General features: G+C 73.0%; 15 protein-coding genes. 6 read left to right on the top strand and 9 right to left on the bottom strand.

The window, feature by feature from the left end:
* Positions 1 to 42: 42 nt before the first annotated feature.
* From ACFS27_RS18300 to ACFS27_RS18260, 9 genes are all read right to left on the bottom strand, one after another.
* Complete coding sequence (locus tag ACFS27_RS18300) at positions 43 to 2,772, bottom strand: beta-L-arabinofuranosidase domain-containing protein (RefSeq protein ID WP_377185671.1); 2,730 nt, start codon at positions 2,770 to 2,772, stop codon at positions 43 to 45.
* Entirely contained in the window at positions 2,765 to 4,207 is a 1,443-nt protein-coding gene (locus ACFS27_RS18295; RefSeq protein ID WP_377185669.1) for an aminopeptidase P family protein, read from the bottom strand. Before ACFS27_RS18295 ends, ACFS27_RS18300 begins: the two co-directional genes overlap by 8 nt.
* The gene (locus ACFS27_RS18290) at positions 4,204 to 5,508 is read right to left on the bottom strand and encodes an alpha/beta fold hydrolase (protein ID WP_377185667.1); all 1,305 of its coding nucleotides are present in this window, start codon (positions 5,506 to 5,508) and stop codon (positions 4,204 to 4,206) included. The genes ACFS27_RS18295 and ACFS27_RS18290 overlap by 4 nt, the downstream gene beginning before the upstream one ends.
* Complete coding sequence (locus ACFS27_RS18285; RefSeq protein ID WP_377185665.1) at positions 5,505 to 6,356, bottom strand: ATP-binding cassette domain-containing protein; 852 nt, start codon at positions 6,354 to 6,356, stop codon at positions 5,505 to 5,507. The genes ACFS27_RS18290 and ACFS27_RS18285 overlap by 4 nt, the downstream gene beginning before the upstream one ends.
* Entirely contained in the window at positions 6,353 to 7,252 is a 900-nt protein-coding gene (locus ACFS27_RS18280) for an ABC transporter ATP-binding protein (RefSeq protein WP_377185663.1), read from the bottom strand. Before ACFS27_RS18280 ends, ACFS27_RS18285 begins: the two co-directional genes overlap by 4 nt.
* Positions 7,249 to 8,244 carry an ABC transporter permease gene (locus ACFS27_RS18275; RefSeq protein WP_377185662.1) on the bottom strand — a complete coding sequence of 332 codons (996 nt, stop codon included), beginning with the start codon at positions 8,242 to 8,244 and terminating at the stop codon, positions 7,249 to 7,251. The genes ACFS27_RS18280 and ACFS27_RS18275 overlap by 4 nt, the downstream gene beginning before the upstream one ends.
* A complete protein-coding gene (locus ACFS27_RS18270; protein WP_377185660.1) occupies positions 8,244 to 9,236 on the bottom strand; it encodes an ABC transporter permease in 993 nt (330 codons plus the stop codon). Before ACFS27_RS18270 ends, ACFS27_RS18275 begins: the two co-directional genes overlap by 1 nt.
* Positions 9,237 to 9,240: 4 nt before the next feature.
* Positions 9,241 to 10,950, bottom strand: coding sequence for an ABC transporter substrate-binding protein (locus ACFS27_RS18265; RefSeq protein WP_377185658.1), 1,710 nt, complete (start codon positions 10,948 to 10,950; stop codon positions 9,241 to 9,243).
* 112 nt (positions 10,951 to 11,062) lie between these two features.
* A complete protein-coding gene (locus tag ACFS27_RS18260; RefSeq protein WP_377185656.1) occupies positions 11,063 to 13,021 on the bottom strand; it encodes a glycoside hydrolase family 127 protein in 1,959 nt (652 codons plus the stop codon).
* Between the two features lie 237 nt (positions 13,022 to 13,258).
* Here ACFS27_RS18260 and ACFS27_RS18255 point away from each other — a divergent pair, with 237 nt between their 5' ends.
* The 6 genes from ACFS27_RS18255 to ACFS27_RS18230 all read left to right on the top strand — a co-directional run bounded on the left by ACFS27_RS18255 (position 13,259) and on the right by ACFS27_RS18230 (position 18,952).
* Complete coding sequence (locus tag ACFS27_RS18255; protein WP_377185654.1) at positions 13,259 to 13,939, top strand: GntR family transcriptional regulator; 681 nt, start codon at positions 13,259 to 13,261, stop codon at positions 13,937 to 13,939.
* A gap of 64 nt (positions 13,940 to 14,003) precedes the next feature.
* A complete protein-coding gene (locus ACFS27_RS18250; RefSeq protein WP_377185652.1) occupies positions 14,004 to 15,215 on the top strand; it encodes an NAD(P)/FAD-dependent oxidoreductase in 1,212 nt (403 codons plus the stop codon).
* Positions 15,212 to 15,526, top strand: coding sequence for a (2Fe-2S)-binding protein (locus tag ACFS27_RS18245; protein WP_377185650.1), 315 nt, complete (start codon positions 15,212 to 15,214; stop codon positions 15,524 to 15,526). Before ACFS27_RS18250 ends, ACFS27_RS18245 begins: the two co-directional genes overlap by 4 nt.
* The gene (locus ACFS27_RS18240) at positions 15,523 to 16,998 is read left to right on the top strand and encodes an FAD-dependent oxidoreductase (RefSeq protein WP_377185648.1); all 1,476 of its coding nucleotides are present in this window, start codon (positions 15,523 to 15,525) and stop codon (positions 16,996 to 16,998) included. The genes ACFS27_RS18245 and ACFS27_RS18240 overlap by 4 nt, the downstream gene beginning before the upstream one ends.
* Positions 16,995 to 17,921 carry a dihydrodipicolinate synthase family protein gene (locus ACFS27_RS18235; protein WP_377185646.1) on the top strand — a complete coding sequence of 309 codons (927 nt, stop codon included), beginning with the start codon at positions 16,995 to 16,997 and terminating at the stop codon, positions 17,919 to 17,921. Before ACFS27_RS18240 ends, ACFS27_RS18235 begins: the two co-directional genes overlap by 4 nt.
* Before the next feature lie 29 nt (positions 17,922 to 17,950).
* Positions 17,951 to 18,952, top strand: a complete 1,002-nt coding sequence (locus tag ACFS27_RS18230) for a proline racemase family protein (protein ID WP_377185644.1) — start codon at positions 17,951 to 17,953, stop codon at positions 18,950 to 18,952.
* Positions 18,953 to 18,987 lie beyond the last annotated feature (35 nt).

Below are 18,987 nucleotides of genomic sequence, written 5' to 3'. Positions count from 1 at the left end.
CTCGTGCAGTCGAACCAGTCGAACCAGTCGGGTCGGCCGGGATCAGCCGGCGGGCGGGAGCTCGAGGGTCCGTACCGGCTCCTCGTTGCCGGCCCGGTCGGTGGCCCTGAACTCGATGACCTGGGGCTCGTCGCCGAGGGCGCGCGTGAACGGCTCGCGGAACGTCGCCCAGAACGTGTCCGGTCCCTTCCACCGGATGCTGTCGACGCCGGACACGTCGTCCGTCGCGGTGAGGTTGACCTCGACCCCGCGCGCGCCCAGGCGCCGGGCGGTGGCGGTGGTCAGGGGCGCAGTGGTGTCGACGCTGACCTCGCTGACGACGTGGCGCTCGCGCCCCTCGGCGTCGACGGCGCGGGCGCTGACCGTGTGCACGCCGTCACCGAGCCGCAGCGGCCCCGGTCCCGCCGGCTCCCACGGCCCGTCGCCGACCCGGACCTCGACGGTGGCCGCGCCGGCGTCGGCCCGTGCGGTGACCATGAGCTCGGCGGGCTGGTGGTACCAGCCGGTGACGCTCGGCGCGGTGGCCGGGACCACCTCGACGCGGGGCGCCGAGCCGTCCCGGGCGGCGGTGGGTGCCTCGGCCAGGAGGGCGGCCTCCTCGCGGGCGGCTTCTGCGCGATCCGCTGCTCCGTCCGCGGCCCTGCCGACGCCGGACCGGGCCGCGGCCCGCAGGACGTCGGCGGCCTCGGCGGCGCTGAGCAGCCCGAGCCCCACGAACTCGTGGCCGGTGCGCAGCACGGCCCGGAGGAACTCGGCGCGGGTGACGAAGCCGCCGTCCGACCAGAGGACGTCCAGGAACGTGCTGCCGTCCCGGCGGGCCACGTTCGGCACCCCCGAGTCGGCACCCGGCCCGGCGAACGCGATGCGGGCGTCGGACCGGCGCAGGTACATGTGGTACCGCGCGTCCGACCCGGACCACGCCGGTTCCAGGACGAGGTCACCCAGCCGCCACGCGCCGTCTTCCGCGGGCGTGAGCGGGGCGTCGAGCGTCCCGTCCAGGCGCCGCCAGGTCGCGGCGGCGACCGGGAGCCAGGTCGTGGCGGCGCTGCGGGCCAGCAGGACGGTGGGGCCGAGCTCCAGCGTCACCAGCGAGGTGTCGTCGGGAGCCGGGACCTCGCGAAGGGTCAGCGGCATGCTGATCTCGACGACGGTGCCCGGACGCCACTCCCGCCGGAGGGAGACGTACGTCCCTGGCACTGCGGCCACGGGCTGAGCCTCGCCGTCGACCGTCACGGTGACGTCGCCCGTGACCCAGGCGGGGACACGCAGCCGGAGGTCGAGGTCGCCGGTGGCGTCCACGCGGATCCGGCTGGTGCCCTCCAGCGGGTACGCGGTCTCCTGGACGAGGCGCACGTCCTGCTCGGCCCAGCGCAGGGTCGAGGCCACGTAGAGGTTGACCCAGAGCGTGCGGTCGGCGCCGGACACGGACCGGAAGTAGACGGAGTCCTGGTACGTGACGTGGTTCTCCAGCCCCGTGCCGCCGCAGCAGGTGCCGATGTTGTCGTACTCCCGCAGCGCCCCGGGGTGCACCGGGAACATGTACGTGACCTCCGGCGACTCGTCCGAGTCGACGTCGCGCCGCGAGCCCAGCACCTGGTTGGTGACGGCCCGCTCGTAGTAGTCGGCGTAGCGGGCCTCGCCGGTGCGCCCGAACAGGGCGCGGGCGAGCTTGAGCAGGTTGTAGGTCACGCAGGTCTCGGCGTTCCGGTTGCCGATGTCGGCGGCGACGGCGCCCGCCGGGCCCCACAGCTCGTTCTCGCCGGAACCCCCGTGCGCGTACGTGCGCCCCGGCACGACCATGTCCCAGATGTTCACGACGGCGTCGAGGTAGTGCGCCTCGCCCGTCAGGTCGCGCAGGGCGAGGTAGCCAAGGAGCGTCGCGGCGTGCTGGTTGGCATGCATGCCGTCCAGCACGTCCCGGCCCGCCGCCGTCGCCTCCAGCAGCGAGTCCAGGTCGAAGAGCCGGGCGGTCTCGACGAACTGCTTGTCGCCGGTCAGCACCGCGAGGTCGCACAGCACCTCGTTCATGCCGCCGGCCTCGCCAGCGATGTACAGGGACCACATCTCCCTGCGCCGGTCCGCTGGCAGGACGGACAGCCTGCCGTGCACCCAGCGCCCCATCTCGGCGGCGATCTCGAGGGCGGTCCGCGACCCCGCGTGCCGGTACGCGTCGAGCAGTCCCGCCATGATCTTGTGGCAGGTGTAGTACGGCGCCCAGATCTCGCCGTAGGGGGCCAGGCCCTCCAGGCGGGAGAACTGCCACTCGCCGTACGCGGCCAGGAACCCCGGATGGCTGTAGCGGCCCGACGCCGCCAGCGCCTCCTGGACCTCCCGCAGGCCCTCGACCATGTCGTCGACCTTGGCCTTGAGCACGGTCTTCAGGCCGGGCCCCGGTGCGTCGTCGTCCGGAACGTCGTCGTCCGCACCGCCGTGGGCGAGCGCCAGCATGGACAGGAAGTGCCCCGCGTAGTGGCCGCGCAGCAGGTTCGCCGTCGGCGCGGCCTCGCGCCCCGGGTACTCGTCGGGGCCCCACGCCTCCTCGTCCGGGTGGCCGAAGTCCTCCCAGCCGCCGGGCGGCAGCGCCCCGCGCGTGTCCAGGCCCGCGTTGGCGCGGAAGACGGCGAGCACCCGGTCGACCGGGTAGGTGCGCGCCAGGTGCAGCAGCTGGTCCCGGGCGCGGGTGAACACGCCGTCGTGCAGCGCGACGGCGTCGAGCGGGAACGGTTCGGCGACGGCGGCGGCCCTCAGGTCCGCGGTGATCGGCTCAGGCATCCGGGATCCGCTCCTTGGTCCAGCGCTCGATGCCGGCGGCGTCGATCGGCAGGGCGTCCGAGAGCACCTCGGCGCCGTCGGCCGTGACCAGCAGGTCGTCCTCCAGCCGGACGCCGATGCCGCGCAGCTCCGGCGGCACCGTCTCGTCGTGCGCGTGGAAGTAGAGGCCGGGCTCGACGGTCATGACCACGCCAGGTGCCAGCGGCGCCGCCTGATAGGCGGGGTAGTCGGAGTGGGCGCAGTCGTGCACGTCGAGACCGAGGTGGTGGCCGATCCCGCACACGAGCCAGCGCCGGTGCTGCTGCCCGCCGGGGGACAGCGCCTCGTCCACCGAGACGTCCAGGAGGTCCCAGTCGTGCAGGCCCTGCGCGATCACCTCCATGGAGGCGAAGTGGAAGTCGAGGTACTCGACCCCCGGGCGGATCTGCGCCATGCCCGCGCGGTGCGCCTTCTCGACCAGGTCGTGCACCTCGCGCTGCACCGGGCTGAAGCTGCCCGACGGCGGGATCGTCCGCGTCACGTCCGCCGTGTACAAGGAGCTCGCCTCGACCCCCATGTCGAGCAGCAGCGGCATGTCCGGCAGCACGGGGCCGTCGCAGCGCACCCAGTGCAGGGTCGGCGCGTGCGGACCCGAGCCCACGATCGTCGTGTACCCCGGCCCGTTGCCGAACGTGCGCGCGTGCCGGTCGAACGTGCCCTGCAGCCAGCGCTCGCCCAGCCCGCCGATCGCGCGCGGCAGCTCCGCGACCACCGCCTCGAAGCCGGTCACCGTGTGGTCGACCGCCTCGCGCAGCTGGGCGATCTCCCAGTCGTCCTTGATCATCCGCAGGTCCGAGAGGGCGCGGGCCAGCTCCGCGGACGCCTCGAGGCCGAACCGGCGCACCACGGCGCCGTCGACCGACGGCGCCGCGAGCGCCCCGTCCATCGTCCCGAGCGCCGCGTCGAGCGCGGACAACGGCTCGACGGTGATACCGAACGCCTCAGCCCAGTCGCTCAGGTCCGGCGACGGGCCGACCCAGAGCTCGCCGTAGGCCGCGTCGCCGAAGAACGCGCTGTCGCCCGGCTTGGCCGGCGGCGGCAGGTACAGCGTCGCATCGTGGCTCCCGCCGCTGGCCCGCAGCACGAGCACGCCGCCCTCGGCCTGCGCCCCCGTGAGCCAGACGAAGTCGCTGTCCGCGCGGAACCCGTGCTGCACGTCGCCGTTGCGCAGGCTCGCGTGCCCGGCGCTCACCACGACGTCGCTCGCGCCGATCCTTGCCGACAGCCGCTCCCGGTGCGCGGCCGCGGCGGCGGGCGCCCCCGGCGTCACCGGCACGACGACGTCGGGGGCAGCCCACCCGCGTGCCATCTGGGCGTTGAACGCCGCGCTCTCGACCAGCCTGGGCGCGCGGGTGCCTGCGTAGGGCGGCCGGTCAGGGGTGGTGTGCTGGCTCATCGGATCTCTCCTCCTCGGTCGCGGACCAGCTCACGGAGGCGCTCCAGCACGCGCCCGTCGCCGATCCCGTCGTGCTCGTACTCGTTGGTCACCCACGCCTGGGACGACCCGACGCGCGAGAGCGTGTCGAGCTGCAGGCCCGCGTCGACGAACATGTCGTCGTGATAGACCACCGCGGCGACCGGCACCTCGTTGGTCGCCAGCCGGTCCAGGTCGTACAGCGGCGACCACTGCGTGCGCGCCGCCAGCTCATGCACCGCGGGCGCGAACGGCCGCAGCAGCCGGATCTCGTCGAACATCCACGGGAAAGCCATCTCGCCCGTGAACAGCAGCGGACGCCGGTCCGGGTCGAGCTCCGGGCGACGGTCCCGTTCCGCCTGCGCCGCCCACGCGATCGGTCCGTTGTCACGGTGGCCGTAGATCGACTCCTGCAGCGTCCAGAACAGGGGCCCGTCCGCCTGCGACGTCCGCACCATCGCCTCCTGCAAGAACCCCGCCGACAGCCGGCCCGGACGCACGAACGCCTTCTCGACGAACCAGTGCAGCCGCTCCGTACCCGGCTTCATGCCCAGGTCGATCCCCATGGACTGGAACCGGCGCACCGTCAGCACGTCACCGTCCGGCAGCAGGACGTCGCCCTCCGCGAGCCGGTCCGCGACCGCCCCCACCGCCCCGACGTCCGCCGGGTACCGCCGGTAGTACTCACCGGTCCGCCCGACCACCCGGCCGAACGTCCTGCGGTACACCTCCGCGGCGTCCGGCGGCGTGCCCGGCACGCCCCCAGCGATGTAGCAGGCGCGGAGCGCCTCGGGCGCGACGGACAGGTAGGTCAGCGTGATCCAGCCGCCGAAGCTCTGCGCCAGCGTCGTCCACGGACGCCCGCCGTACACCTCCGCGCGCACGTCCTCCAGGTCCGCGACGATCGAGTCCGCCCGGAAGCACGCCAGCAGGTCCGCACCCGCGCGCGCACCCAGGCCGGCCACCACCTCGCCGTCCAGCGGCGAGCTGCCACCCGTGCCGCGCTGGTCCACCAGCACCACGCGGTAGTCACGCAGCGCCACGTCCAGCCAGCCGTCCCTGCGCACCGGACGCGGGTTCGCGCCGCCCGGGCCACCCTGCAGGTACACCAGCAGCGGCAGGTCGTCGGCGGCCCGCACCGGATCCACCAGCTCACGGACCAGCAGCTCCACCACGCCGTCCAGCCGGCCCGACCGGTCGAGCGGCACCGCGAGGCGGCGCTCGCGGACACCGATGCCTGGCAGCAGGTAGGACGTCCAGCCAGGCCCGTTGCCCGCGCTCATGCCGTGGCCCCGGCCGGCCCGCCGGCGTTGGCGCGGCGCTGCCGCTCCCACTCGGGGCGGATCCGCGGGACGGCGTCGAGCAGCGTGCGGGTGTACTCGTGGCGGGGTGCGCCGAAGACGGCGTCGCGCTCGCCCTCCTCGACGATCTGCCCCTGCGTCATCACGGCGACCCGCGTGGCGATCTGGCGCACCACCGCGAGGTCGTGCGCGATGAACAGGTAGGTCAGGCCCTCCTCGCGCTGCAGGTCGCGCAGCAGGTTGATCACCTGGGCCTGGACGGACACGTCGAGGGCGGAGACCGCCTCGTCGCACACCACCACGCGCGGTCCGACCGCCAGGGCCCTGGCGATCCCGATGCGCTGCGCCTGCCCGCCGGAGAACTGCGCCGGGTACTTCTGGGAGTGGTCCGGGTCCAGCCCCACCCGCTCCATGAGCGACCGGGTGAACGCGCGGGCGCCGCCGGGGATCGTCCGCTGCTGGTAGACCAGCGGAGCCGTCACGATCCGCTCCACGGTGTGCCGGGGGTTGAGCGAGGAGAACGGGTCCTGGAAGACGACCTGCACCTCGCTGCGGAACCGGTTCAGGGCGGAGCGTCCCAGCCGGGTGACGTCCTCGCCGTCGAGCTCCACGGTGCCGGACGTGACGTCCAGCAGCCGCGCGGCCAGCCGCGCCGTCGTCGACTTTCCCGAGCCGGACTCGCCCACCAGGGCGAGCGTCTCGCCCGTGCGGATCTCGAAGCTCACGTCGTCGACGGCCCGGAACCGCGCCGGAGCACGCAGGAGCCCGCCGGTGCCCAGGACCGGGAACTCCTTGACCAGGTTCGTGGCTCTCAGGAGCGGCTCGCTCATGCGGGACCTCCGTTCGTGGGGGTGGCCGGGTTCTCGGGCACGACGGCGGGACCCGGCGCCACCGCGCGCAGCTCACCGATCTCGTCGTCGATGCGGGGCACGGCGTCGAGCAGCGCCCGGGTGTAGGGATGCTGCGGCCGGGTGAAGATCTGCTCGACGGCGCCTCGCTCGACGCACACGCCGTCCTTCATGACGACGATGTGCTCGGTGATCTCGCTGACGACCGCGAGGTCGTGCGTGATCAGCACCAGGCCGGTGCCGGTCTCGCGCCGGATCTCCTGCAGCAGGTCGAGGATCTGCGCCTGGACCGTGACGTCGAGTGCGGTGGTGGGCTCGTCGGCGATCAGGAGCTCCGGCTCGGTGCTCAGTGCCATGGCGATCATCACGCGCTGGCGCATGCCGCCGGAGAACTGGTGCGGGTAGTGGTGCGCACGCTGTGCCGCATCCCGGATGTGCACCCGCTCCAGGGCCGCGATCGCGACCTTCCGCGCCTCCCGGCGGGTGACGCCGGGGCGGTGGGCGCGGTACGCCTCCTCGATCTGGAGCCCGACGGTGTAGTAGGGGTTCAGCGAGGACAGCGGGTCCTGGAAGACCATCGCTATGCGGTCGCCGCGCACGCGGCGCAGGTCGGCCTCCGACATGCCGACCAGCTCGCGTCCGCGCAGCCGGACACTCCCGGTGCGGTGCGCCGCGCGGGGCTGCAGGCCCATGATCGCGAGGCTGGTCATGGACTTGCCGGAGCCGGACTCGCCGACGATGCCGAGCGCCCCGCCCGGCTCGAGATCGAGGTCGAGGGACCTGACGGCGTCGAGCGGGCCGCGCGGCGTGGGGAAGGTGACCGTGAGGTCCCGTACCTCGAGCAGCGCGCCGGTGGTGGTCCTGCCGGTGGTGGTCATCTTGCGTTCACCCGCACTCTCGGGTCGATGGCGGTATAGACGACGTCGACCACGATGTTGCCGACGACGACGAGGAACCCGGCCAGCAGCGTGACGCCCATGATCACCGGCTGGTCGTTGCGGGCGATCGAGTCGGCGGCCATCTTGCCCACGCCGTTGATCCCGAAGACGGTCTCGGTGATGAGCGCCCCGCCCAGCAGGCCGGCGAAGTCCATGCCGAAGATGGTCACCACGGGCGTCAGTGCAGGGCGCAGGGCGTGCCGCCGCCACACGAGCGACTGCGGCAGGCCCTTCGCATAGGCGGTCCGCACGTAGTTCTCGCGCAGCACGTCGAGCACGTTGGCTCGGGTGAGCCGCGTGTAGGCGGCCGCATACCCGACGGCGAGCACGATCCACGGCATGACGAAGTTCCCGAACCACGCCGCCGGGTCGTCCGCGAACCGGACCGCCTGGGGGAAGGGCAGCCACTGGAGCCTGACGACCAGCACGTACTGCAGCACGAGGGCGAGCACGTAGTTGGGGATCGACATGCCGGTCAGCGACAGGCCGGTGGTGAACCGGTCCAGGAACGTGTCCTCCTTGACCGCGCTGAGCAGCCCGCCGACCAGGCCGGCGAGCAGCCACAGCACGGCGGCGCCCACCGCGATGGTCGCGGAGACCGGGAGGCGCTGGACGATCATGTCCCAGACCGCCTGGCTGGACTGGAACGAGTAGCCGAGGCACGGGGCGGCGCACTCGACGGCAGCGGCGCCGTCGCCGTAGGTGCGGCCGGCGAAGATCCCGACGACGAAGAGGAAGAACTGGGTCCAGAACGGCTGGTCCAGGCCGAGGTTCCCGCGGATCTGGTCGATGAGCTCCGGCGTGCAGTTCTTGCCGCAGATCTGTACCGCCGGGTCGGGCGAGAGCGCGAAGAACACCACGAACGTGAACAGGCACACCAGCAGCAGGACCACGAGGCCGGACGAGATGCGGGTGAGGAGGAACCGGGGCATCATCGACCTTCCTGAGCGTCGACGACGGCGCGCAGGCGGTCACCGAGCACGGTGAACGAGAGCACGAGCAGGAACAGGAACAAGCCGGGCACGAGGAAGTACGCGGGGTCGACGGCGTACCACTTCACGGACGCGGCGATCATCTGGCCCCAGCTCGGTGCGGGCGGGACGACGCCGACACCGAGGAACGACAGGCCGGCCTCCGTGCCGATGTAGCCGGGCACGGCCAGCGTCGCCATCACGATGATGGTCGAGCGCAGGTTGGGCAGGATCTCGCGGAACACGATGCGTGTACCGCTGGCCCCTGCCGCCCGGGCCGCCTCGACGAACTCACGCTGCGCCAGCGACATGGTCTGGCCACGGACGATGCGGGCCAGGTAGGGCCAGCCGAAGACCGAGATCACGACAACGAGCAGCGCCGACCGGTTGCTCGCCGGCAGGGCGGACAGCACGGCGATCATGAAGATCAGGGCGGGGAACGCCATGAGGAAGTCCATGACGCGCGACACGACGAGGTCCACCCGGCCACCGAAGTAGCCCGCCACGAGCCCTAGCGACACGCCGAGCACCGTGGTCAGCGCCGTCGCCGACAGGGCGATGCCCATGGAGACCCGCGCGCCGTAGACGATGCGGGCGAAGATGTCGCGGCCGTTGCCCGGCTCGACGCCGAGCCAGTGCTCCGCGCCCATCCCACCCCACGGGCCGATCGGGATGCCGCCGAGGTCGGGGTCGATGGCGGACTGGTCGAACTCGTACGGGGTCCAGCCGCTGATCGCGGTGAGGACCGGCGCGAAGATCGCGACGAGCGTGATCAAGGCGATGTAGCCGAGGCCGAGCATGGCACCGGTGTCGCGGCGCAGCGCCTGCCAGGTCCCGCCGGCACCGGCCCGGAGGGCGCCGGCGGCCTGGTCGGCCGCCGGCGCCTGGTCGGTGTCGCCGGTCCCGGCCGCCGCGGCCTGGACAGCCGTGAGGTCAGTCGGGGAGGACGTCATGGGGTCAGCCCTTCTCGGGGTCCTTGAGACCGACGCCGACGTAGTCGATGCCGCCGGTCGCGGCGTTCGCCGAGGAGTGCAGGCCGGTGACGTTCTCGCCGGGGAGGGAGACGGTCTTGGCCACCATCAGGGGGACGACCGGCGCCAGCTCGAGGATCTGCTCGTCGAGGTCACCCCACTGCACGTTCGCGGCGTCGATGTCCGTCATCGCCTTGATCTCGTCGATCCGGGCGTTGACGTCCGGGTCGTCGAGCTGGGCGAGGTTGGAGTTGCCCTTCTCGTAGATGGTGCGGCCGTCGAACAGCGGCGGGATGAAGGTGGCCGCGGACGACGCCCAGTCGGGGCACCAGCCGGTGATGGCGGCGTCGTGCTGCTGCGACGGGGTGCCGATGGTCTCGTAGTAGGTGGCGGTGTCGATCAGGTTGAGCTCGACGGTGATGCCGATCCGCTCGAGCGCCTGCTGGACGGCTTCGCCCTGGGCCTGCATGGACTCCTGCGAGCGGATGTCGAGGGTGAGGGTGAACCCGTCGGACAGGCCGGCCTCGTCCAGCAGCTCCTGTGCCGCCTCGACGTCGCCCGTCCCGTCCGGCGACGGGTACAGGTCGAAGTCCTTGTGGCCTGCGACCGTCGAGGGAAGGATCGTCGTGGAGGGCGCGCCCAGCTGGTTGCCGCCGCTCGCGTTCACGATGGCCGTGCGGTCGATCGCGTAGCTGATCGCCTGGCGCACGCGGACGTCGTCGAGCGGCTTCTTCGTCGTGTTCAGGCCCATATAGGTGGTGCAGATGCCGGGCAGCTCGAGGACCCGGTCCTGGAGCTGCGGCGTCTGCAGCCGGGGGAGCGTCGCCGGCTGGACGGTGCCCGCGATGGCGTTGACGTCCGCCCCCTGCCCTGCGATGAGGCGTTCGTCGATCGTCGCGGGGTCGAGCCCGATCGTGAACTCCCAGCCGTCCGGCTTGGCGGTGCGGACCTCGTCCGTCGCGGGGTCCCAGCTCTCGTTGCGGGTCAGCTTGATGGTGCTGCCGGGCACGTACTCGGCCAGCCGGTACGGACCGGAGGCGATGATCTCGTGGACGAACTCGTCGCCCTCACCCGTCCCCTCGGGGAACGGGGTGGCGTTCACCTGGGCGAGCACGGCGTCGAACTCGGGGAACGGCTCCTTGAGGTGGAAGACGATCGTCGCGTCGTCGGGCGTCTCGATGGTCGGCAGGTCGCCCGACTCGTACGGGCCCGCGTAGTCCTTCGGGGCGTCGATGACCTGCTTGAGGTACGGCGACCCGATGCCGATCTCGGGGTCCCAGGCCCTGGAGATGCCGAACTTGACCTCCGCGGACGTGATCGGATCGCCGGTGTCGAACTTCAGGCCGTCCTTGAGCCGGTACGTCCAGGTCAGGCCGTCGTCGGACACTTCGCCGAGGCCGGCGGCCAGGTCCGGGACGATCTCGTTCGGGTCCTCGGCCGAGCCGGGCGCCGACGTCGTGAGCTGGCGGTAGACGAGCCGGTAGAAGTTGTTCACCCCGCCGTCGAAGCCACGTGCGGGGTCGAGGTAGGAGAAGTCGGCGTTCTGCAGCACGTGGACGGTGCCACCCTCTGCGGGCTCTGCGGTGAACCCTCCACCACCCCCTGAGGAGTCGTCCTGGCTGGCGCCGCCACAGGCGGCGAGGGCGAGTGTCGTGGCGGCAGCGAGGAATGCTGTCGTTATCCGATGGAGCTTCACGATGTGGCCTCTCGGTCGGTGACTCGGTCGGTGACTCGGTCGGTGACGCAGTCGCGTCGAGGTCGTACGGGTAGGACGTGGGGGCAGGAGCCCCCGGGCGGTCCGGCTCAGGTCAGGTGTGCCCGAGCCAGACCCGCATCGCCCCGGGTTCGCGGTTCGCCCAGAGGTGGTAGGGCACCAGCGCGACCTGCGTCGTCGTCGACGGGGTCGGTGGGTCTGTCCGGTCGGGGTCTGGTCGGTCCGCGTCCGGGTACGGGTCGTCCGACGGCGCGGGCCGCCGGCTCACGTGTGCGGTCAGGGCGTGTCCCAGGAGCGGGTCGAGAGCGTGCTCGCCGGCCGGCGCCGCCGCGCCGACGGTGTGCACGACGACGTCGTCGACCGGCGCGGGGGAGTCGGCCTGCTCCAGGCAGTGCACGACCGGCCCGCGCACCGCGGCGACCGCGCCCCTGGTGGCGTCGACGGTCGGGTGCGAGACGACGAGCCGCGGGTGCATCGGCAGGTCGAGCACGACCTCCTGGCCGGGTCGCCACGCGCGGGTCAGCTGCAGCCACCCGTCGCGCACCGCTGCGTCGACCGGCGTGCCGTCGACGGTGACCTGCGGCGTCGTCGCCCAGCCGGGGACCCGGAGCGTCAGCGTCGCGGGTGCGGTGCTGGCGTCGAGCACGCGCACGCGGACCCGCCCGTCCCAGGGGTAGTCGGTGGCGATGTCGACCGACAGCGCGGCTGACCGCACCCGGCAGGCGGTGGGCAGGGCGATGGTCAGGCCGTCCGGGGTCTCGAGGGCCACGTGGTCCTGGAGCCCGCTGATCCAGCGCGCCACGTTCGGCGGGCAGCACGCGCAGCCGAACCACCGGCGGCGCAGGGGCTCGGCCGGGTCGGCAGGGCGTCCGTCGAGGTGGTCGGGCCGGCGCTGCAGCGGGTTGTCGTAGAAGAACCGGGTGCCGTCGAGGGACACACCGGCGGCGAACCCGTTGTAGAGGACCCGCTCCACGTGGTCCAGCACCGCGGCGCTGCCGGTGGCCAGGAACAGGCGCCAGCCCCACTGCATGGTCCCGACCGCCGCGCACGTCTCGGCGTAGGCGCGCTCGGGGGGCAGCTCGTACCGGTCGCCGAACGCCTCGTCGGAGTGCCGCGAGCCGATCCCGCCCGTCACGTAGGACTTGGTGCGGACCATGTCGTCCCACAGGCGCGTCAGGTGGTCGATCCGGGCCTGGTCGCCCCGCTCGATGGCGACGTCGGTGGCGCCGGCGGCCAGGTAGACCATCCGTACGGCGTGCCCCGTGACGGTCTCCAGGTCCCGCAGGGGCGCGTGGTCCGCGTAGTAGGCGGGGCCGAACGGCGCCGCGTCGAAGAGCCCGGAGCCACGCCGCTCGACGAACAGCTCGGCCTGGCGCAGGTAGGGCTCGTGGCCCGTCTCCCGGTACAGCTCGGCGAGCGCCGCCTCGATCTGCGGGTGACCGCAGTACTCCGCGCGGCCGGCCGGCCCGAACCGGTCCACCACGAGGTCCGCGAACCGGCGCGCGACCGCCAGCAGCCGGTGGTCGCCGAGCCGGCGTGCGGCGGCGAGCGCCGCCTGGACGAGGTGGCCGAGGTTGTACAGCTCGTGCCCACCAGCCAGGTCCGACCACGGCGGGACGCTCGCGTCGGCGCCCTGGTGGTACGACGACAGGTACCCGTCGTCGGCCTGTGCGGCCGTGACGAGTGCCAGGGCTTCCTCGTAGAAGGCGCGGACGGAGGCCGTGCTGCCGCTGTCGGCCCCCTGGTGCCGGGCCAGCTCGTACGCGGCGGCCTCGAGCGTCTTGTAGGCGTCGGTGTCGGAGAACGGGTAGCGGCCACGGAACGGCTCCCCGGTCGAGTACGCCACGCGCCGGAGGTTGTCCAGCACGCCGGACGCCCGCACCTCGTCGATGACGTGCGGCAGGGTCGCGTCGGTGTTCCGTCGCTGCCACCGGCCCAGGAGGCCGTCGGTGAGGACCACGTCGTCGGCGCCGAGCCGGCGAGCAGCCGGGCCCGCCACGCGGACAGGTGCTGTGGTCGGGGCAGCGGCCCCGGTCGTCGTGTCGCTCGGCATCGTCCTCGCCTTCGAAGTGTCGGCCTACGATATGTGATGCGTGATATTTTACTGATGGACGACAGTGGTGTCGATGGGGTGAATGTAAACGTCGCGTTTCGGCGCATCTAACGGCCTCCAGGCCCCTGCGAGCCGCTCGCGCGTGCGTGCTCGGGTACCCTTCAGGCCGAACTGACGGGGCGAACCACGCCTCGTGTAATATACTACTAGCGTTGCCTGACCACCCAGGAGTGCTTCATGAGCGCAGCATCACCTACCCCGTCCGTCCGTCGTCTCCCGCCGGTCGCGAGCCTGCGTGAGCAGGTCCATCGCGCCCTCGTCGCGGCCATCGTGGCGGGCGAGCTGGAGCCCGGTGAGCTCGTCTCCGTACCGACCCTCGCCGCGCGGTTCGACGTGTCCGCGACGCCGGTGCGCGAGGCGGTCCTCGACCTGGAACGCCGGGGCTTCCTCGAGGCGGTGCGGAACAAGGGATTCCGCGTCACGCGCGTGAGCGACCAGACGCTGCGGCACGTCGCCGCCGTCCGCCTGGTGATCGAGCCGGTCTGGATGGAGCGGCTGGCCAAGTCGTTCCCGGTGGGGCAGCTCCAGGAGTTTCGCGCGCTGGCCGACGAGATCGTCGAGCGCGCGCGCACGGGTGACCTCATCGCCTACCTGCAGGCGGACCAGGCGTTCCACCTGCGGCTGACCGGGCTGCTCGGCAACCCGGTCGCCGGAGAGATCGTGTCCGACCTGCGGGACAGGGCGCGCCTGCTCGGGCTGTCGACCATGGTCGCCAACGGCACGCTGGCCAGCTCGGCCCAGGAGCACCACGAGCTGCTCGACCTGCTGGCGGCCGGTGACGGCCCCGGCGCCAAGGCGCTCATGGAGCGGCACATCGGGCACTCGCTGGGCACGTGGGCGGGCAAGCCGGAGGACTGACGGCCCGGCACGGGCGGCAGCACGGACCGAAGCAGGACAGGGACCAGGCCAACGAGGGGTGGATGTGGCAGCGGACGTCGTGATCGTGGGTGCAGGGATCGTCGGCGCGGCGTGCGCGCGAGCCCTCGCCAGGGCGGGTGCCCGGGTCGTCGTGCTCGACCGCGGGGCTGCCGCCGCCGGCACGAGCGCCCACGGTGAGGGCAACCTGCTGGTCTCCGACAAAGGGCCGGGCCCGGAGCTGGAGCTCGCCAAGGTGTCGCTGCGCCGGTGGGCAGCCCTGGCGGACGAACTGGCGGGCGAGCTCGGGCCGCGGTTCCCGTCCATCGAGCACGACGCCAAGGGGGGTCTCGTGGTCGTCACCTCCGCCGACGGACTGACCGGCCTGCGCCGGTTCGCCGCCGCCCAGCGCGCGTCGGGCGTCGAGGCGGTCGAGGTCGGCGCCGACCGCGCGCGCGAGCTGGAGCCGGACCTGGCGCCCGGGGTGCTGGGCGCTGTCCACTACCCGCAGGACGCCCAGGTGCAGCCGGTGGCTGCCGCGGAGGCCCTGCTCGCCTCAGCGCGCCGAGCCGGCGCCGACGTCCGCACCGGCGTCGAGGTGACCGGGCCGCTGCTCGGCGCCGACGGGGAGCTCGCCGGCGTCGCCACCTCGCGGGGCGAGATCCCCGCCGGCGCCGTCGTCGTGGCGGCCGGACCCTGGTCCGGCGAGGTCGCCGAACGGCTCGGCTCACGGATCGCCGTGCGGCCGCGTCGCGGGATGGTCCTCGTCACCTCGCCGATGCCACAGCGCATCCGGCACAAGGTCTACGACGGCGACTACTTCGCCGCCACGCAGTCGGCAGGCGCCGAGCTGCAGACGTCCGCCGTCGTCGAGTCGACGCGGGGCGGGACGGTGCTGATCGGGTCGAGCCGGGAGCAGGTCGGGTTCGACGACCGGCTGCGGACCGAGGTGCTCGCCCAGATGGCGCGGCGGGCCGTCGCGGTGTTCCCGTTCCTGGCGCGCACCAACGTCATGCGGTCCTACCTGGGCTTCCGCCCGTACATGCCCGACCACCTCCCGGTGATCGGCCCCGACCCCGTCCGCGCCGGGCTGTGGTTCGCCACCGGTCACGAGGGAGCCGGTGTCGGGCTGGCCCCCACCACCGGTGACCTGGTCGCCGCGCAGCTCCTCGGGCTGGAGCCGCCGACCGACCCGCGACCCTTCGCCGCTGACCGGCCGAGCCTTGTCGAGGCCGAGCCTGGCGCAACCCGACCACCCGCGCAGGAGGTGCGGTCATGACGTCGTACCGGCTACCCGCAGAGCTCGACCCCGCCCGGCCCGCCGCCGACAGCCCCCTGACCATCTGGGTGGACGGCGAGCCGGTCACCGGGACGGCCGGGCAGACGATCGCCGGCGTGCTGCTCGGCGCCGGACGGCGCCGGTGGCGGACCACCGCCGACGGCGCGCCCCGCGGTGTGTTCTGCGGGATCGGCGTGTGCTTCGACTGCCTCGTCGAGGTCAACGGCCTGCGCGACGTGCGCGCCTGCCTGCGGCGTGCGCAGGACGGCGACGTCGTGGCCCGCCAGGGCGGACCGGAGGTCACCGCATGAGGAACGTGGTCGTGGTCGGCGCAGGACCCGCGGGGCTCGCCGCCGCCCGAGCGGCGGCGGTGGCAGGGGCACAGGTCACGCTGCTCGACGCCGCCGACGGGCTCGGCGGCCAGTACTGGCGCCACCTGCCGGCCGACCGGCCGGCCGGCCGCGAGGGCTTGCTGCACCACAAGTGGTCGACGTTCGGCGGGCTCAGCGACGCGCTCCGCGCGCACCCCGCCGTGACGGTGCTCCCGTCGGCGCAGGTGTGGTCGCTCGAGCGCCTCGACGGCGGCATCCGCCTCAACGTCCTTCTCGGGGAGCCCGACGGCGCGGGGCGAGCCGCGCGGACCTTCGAGCCGGACGCCCTGGTGCTGGCCACCGGCGCCCACGACCGGACCCTGCCGTTCCCCGGCTGGCAGCTCCCCGGCGTCTACTCGGCAGGTGCGGCGCAGGCGCTCGCGAAGGGGGAGCGGGTGGCCGTCGGACGGCGCGTCGTCGTCGCCGGCGCCGGACCGTTCCTCCTCCCCGTCGCGGCGTCCCTGCTGCAGACCGGCGCCACCGTCGTCGGCGTGCACGAGGCGGCCCGGGTCGGCGCCCTCGTGCGCGGCTGGCTGAGCCGTCCCCTGGAGCTCGCCGGTGCGGTCGGAAAGGCCGGCGAGCTCGCCGGGTACGTCCGTGACCTGGTGCGCCACCGTGTGCCATGGCGGCCCGGTGAGGCAGTGGTGGCCGCGCACGGCGACGGACAGGTCGAGGCGGTGACCCTGGCCCGCCTGGACGAGCGCTGGACTCCCGTCGCAGGCACGGAGCGGGTGGTCGAGGCCGACGCGGTGTGCGTCAGCCACGGCTTCACGCCGCGTCTCGAGCTGGCGATCGCCGCCGGGTGCGCCCTCGCGCCGAACCGGTTCGTGGTCGTCGACGACACGCAGGCCACGTCCGTCCCCGGAGTGTGGGCGGCCGGCGAGCTCACGGGCATCGGCGGCGCCGACGCCGCGCTCGCGGAGGGCGCCGTGGCCGGGACGGCGGCAGCGGGCGGCGACACCGGTGCGGCCGACGCGCGCCGGACGGTCCGCGCCCGGGACCGCGCTCGAGGCTTCGCCGCCCGCATCGAGGCGGCGCACGGTGTGCGCGGCGGATGGACCGGCTGGCTGCGCGACGACACCGTCGTCTGCCGCTGCGAGGAGACCACCTACGGCCGGGTCCGTGAGGTGGTGGAGCTGACCGCGTCGCACGAGACCCGCTCGGTGAAGCTCACGAGCCGCGCGGGGCTCGGCCCGTGCCAGGCGCGCCTGTGCGGCCGCACGCTCCAGGAGCTCCTCGGTGATCCGGCGCCGTCCGTCGACCGCCGTCCCCTCGTCGTCCCGGTACGGCTCGGCGACCTCGCCGACCTGCCCTCGGCGACCCCCACTGCATCTGTGCCCAGTTCTGTGCCCAGTTCTGTGCCCACGACAGCAAACCCCACAGCACCCCAAACCGGAGGAGACCGGATATGAACCAGCGTTTCGACCTCGGCGGCGTGATCGTCGCTACCACCCTCGCCTTCACGCCGGACGACTCCGCACCGGCGGGTCTTGCCGTCGACTACGAGCGGTTCGCCGCGCACTGCGAGTTCCTGCTCGACAACGGCTGCCGCGGGGTGGGCCCGAACGGCTCGCTGGGCGAGTACTCGTCGCTCACCGACGACGAGCGCCGCAAGGTCGTCCAGACGGCCGTGCAGACGGTGGGCGGCCGCGGGCTGGTCGTCGCAGGGGTGCACGGCGTCGGCTCCCACCAGGCCAGGCACTGGGCCGAGATCGCAGCGGAGGACGGAGCCGACGCCGTCCTGCTGCTGCCGCCCACCATCTACCGCGCGAACCGGTCGGAGGTGCTCGCCCACTACGCCGCCGTCAACGAGGTGGGTATCCCGATCATGATCTACAACAACCCGTTCGACACCAAGGTCGACCTCACCCCGGACATCCTCGCGGAGCTCGCCGAGCTCGAGAACGTCGTGGCGGTGAAGGAGTTCTCCGGCGACGTGCGGCGCGTGCTGGAGATCAAGGAGCTCGCCCCCGACCTCGACGTGATCGCGGGCGCCGACGACCTGCTCTTCGAGTCCCTGGTGGCGGGCGCGACCGGCTGGTTCGCCGGCTACCCGAACGCGTTCCCGCGGGAGGCCGTCGAGATCTACACCCTGGTCACCGACGGCAGGATCGCCGAGGCCCTGGAGCTGTACAAGCACCTCGTGCCCGCCTTCCGGTGGGACTCCAAGGTCGAGTTCGTGCAGGCGATCAAGCTCTCGATCGACATGGCAGGGCAGAGCTACGGCGGGCCGACCCGCCCGCCCCGTGGGCCGCTCAGCGCCGAGCACGAGGCCCAGGTACGCAAGGACACGGAAGCAGCACTCACCTACATCGCCGCCCGCACCCCCCGCTGAGTGCTGGATCACGAGGAGAGGAGGGCGCCATGCGTTCGAGCAGGACGATCACCGCCGTCGACTCGCACACCGAGGGCATGCCGACGCGCGTGGTCACCGGCGGCGTCGGGCAGATACCCGGCGAGACGATGAACGACCGCCGGCTGCACTTCATGGAGCACATGGACGACCTGCGGCTGTTCCTCATGAACGAGCCGCGGGGGCACGCCGCGATGAGCGGCGCCATCCTGCAGCCCCCCACACGGCCCGACTGCGACTGGGGCGTCGTCTACATCGAGGTGTCCGGCTGCCTGCCCATGTGCGGGCACGGCACCATCGGCGTGGCGACGGTCCTCGTCGAGACGGGCATGGTCGACGTCGTCGAGCCGGTCACCGAGATCCGGCTCGACACCCCCGCAGGGCTGGTGGTCGCCAAGGTGGCCGTCAGCGACGGCCACGCCGACGCCGTCACGATCGAGAACGTCCCGAGCTTCGTGACGGCCCTCGACCAGAAGGTCGAGGTGCCCGGCTACGGCGCCGTCCCGTACTCGATGGCGTTCGGCGGCAACTTCTACGCGCTCGTCGACCTGGACGACCTGGACCTGCCCTTCGACCGGGCCCGCCAGCAGGACCTGCTCGCCGCCGGCCTCGCGATCATGGACGCGATCAACGAGACCGCGCCGCCCAAGCACCCGGCGCTCGACGGGGTCGAGGGCTGCCACCACGTCGAGCTGATCGCCCCCGGCTCGGACGCGCGGCACTCCCGCCACGCGATGGCCATCTGGCCGGGATGGTTCGACCGGTCGCCGTGCGGCACCGGGACGTCGGCCCGGATGGCCGAGCTCTGGGCCCGCGGCGAGCTCGCCCTGGACACCGACTTCGTCAACGAGTCGTTCATCGGCAGCCGGTTCGTCGGCCGCCTGGTCGCCGAGACGACGGTGGCGGGCGTGCCCGCCGTCGTGCCGACCATCACCGGACGTGCCTGGGTGACCGGAACGGCCAGCTACCTGCTCGACCCGAGCGACCCGTTCCCGACGGGCTTCGTCTTCTGAACCTGCCTCTCTTCCGTGATCCACCTGCGAGGAGC

The sequence above is a fragment of the Promicromonospora vindobonensis genome (assembly GCF_042685865.1).
Lineage (GTDB): Bacteria > Actinomycetota > Actinomycetes > Actinomycetales > Cellulomonadaceae > Promicromonospora > Promicromonospora vindobonensis.
The sequence above is the reverse complement of the archived record's forward strand: the minus strand, read 5'-3'. Positions and strand labels throughout refer to the sequence as shown.

What these genes read in the sequence shown, in the direction of transcription:
- ACFS27_RS18300 (WP_377185671.1), bottom strand. Translation starts at nt 2,772, where the DNA reads ATGCCTGAGCCGATCACCGCGGACCTGAGGGCCGCCGCCGTCGCCGAA.
- ACFS27_RS18295 (WP_377185669.1), bottom strand. Translation starts at nt 4,207, where the DNA reads ATGAGCCAGCACACCACCCCTGACCGGCCGCCCTACGCAGGCACCCGC.
- ACFS27_RS18290 (WP_377185667.1), bottom strand. Translation starts at nt 5,508, where the DNA reads ATGAGCGCGGGCAACGGGCCTGGCTGGACGTCCTACCTGCTGCCAGGC.
- ACFS27_RS18285 (WP_377185665.1), bottom strand. Translation starts at nt 6,356, where the DNA reads ATGAGCGAGCCGCTCCTGAGAGCCACGAACCTGGTCAAGGAGTTCCCG.
- ACFS27_RS18280 (WP_377185663.1), bottom strand. Translation starts at nt 7,252, where the DNA reads ATGACCACCACCGGCAGGACCACCACCGGCGCGCTGCTCGAGGTACGG.
- ACFS27_RS18275 (WP_377185662.1), bottom strand. Translation starts at nt 8,244, where the DNA reads ATGCCCCGGTTCCTCCTCACCCGCATCTCGTCCGGCCTCGTGGTCCTG.
- ACFS27_RS18270 (WP_377185660.1), bottom strand. Translation starts at nt 9,236, where the DNA reads ATGACGTCCTCCCCGACTGACCTCACGGCTGTCCAGGCCGCGGCGGCC.
- ACFS27_RS18260 (WP_377185656.1), bottom strand. Translation starts at nt 13,021, where the DNA reads ATGCCGAGCGACACGACGACCGGGGCCGCTGCCCCGACCACAGCACCT.
- ACFS27_RS18255 (WP_377185654.1), top strand. Translation starts at nt 13,259, where the DNA reads ATGAGCGCAGCATCACCTACCCCGTCCGTCCGTCGTCTCCCGCCGGTC.
- ACFS27_RS18245 (WP_377185650.1), top strand. Translation starts at nt 15,212, where the DNA reads ATGACGTCGTACCGGCTACCCGCAGAGCTCGACCCCGCCCGGCCCGCC.
- ACFS27_RS18240 (WP_377185648.1), top strand. Translation starts at nt 15,523, where the DNA reads ATGAGGAACGTGGTCGTGGTCGGCGCAGGACCCGCGGGGCTCGCCGCC.
- ACFS27_RS18235 (WP_377185646.1), top strand. Translation starts at nt 16,995, where the DNA reads ATGAACCAGCGTTTCGACCTCGGCGGCGTGATCGTCGCTACCACCCTC.
- ACFS27_RS18230 (WP_377185644.1), top strand. Translation starts at nt 17,951, where the DNA reads ATGCGTTCGAGCAGGACGATCACCGCCGTCGACTCGCACACCGAGGGC.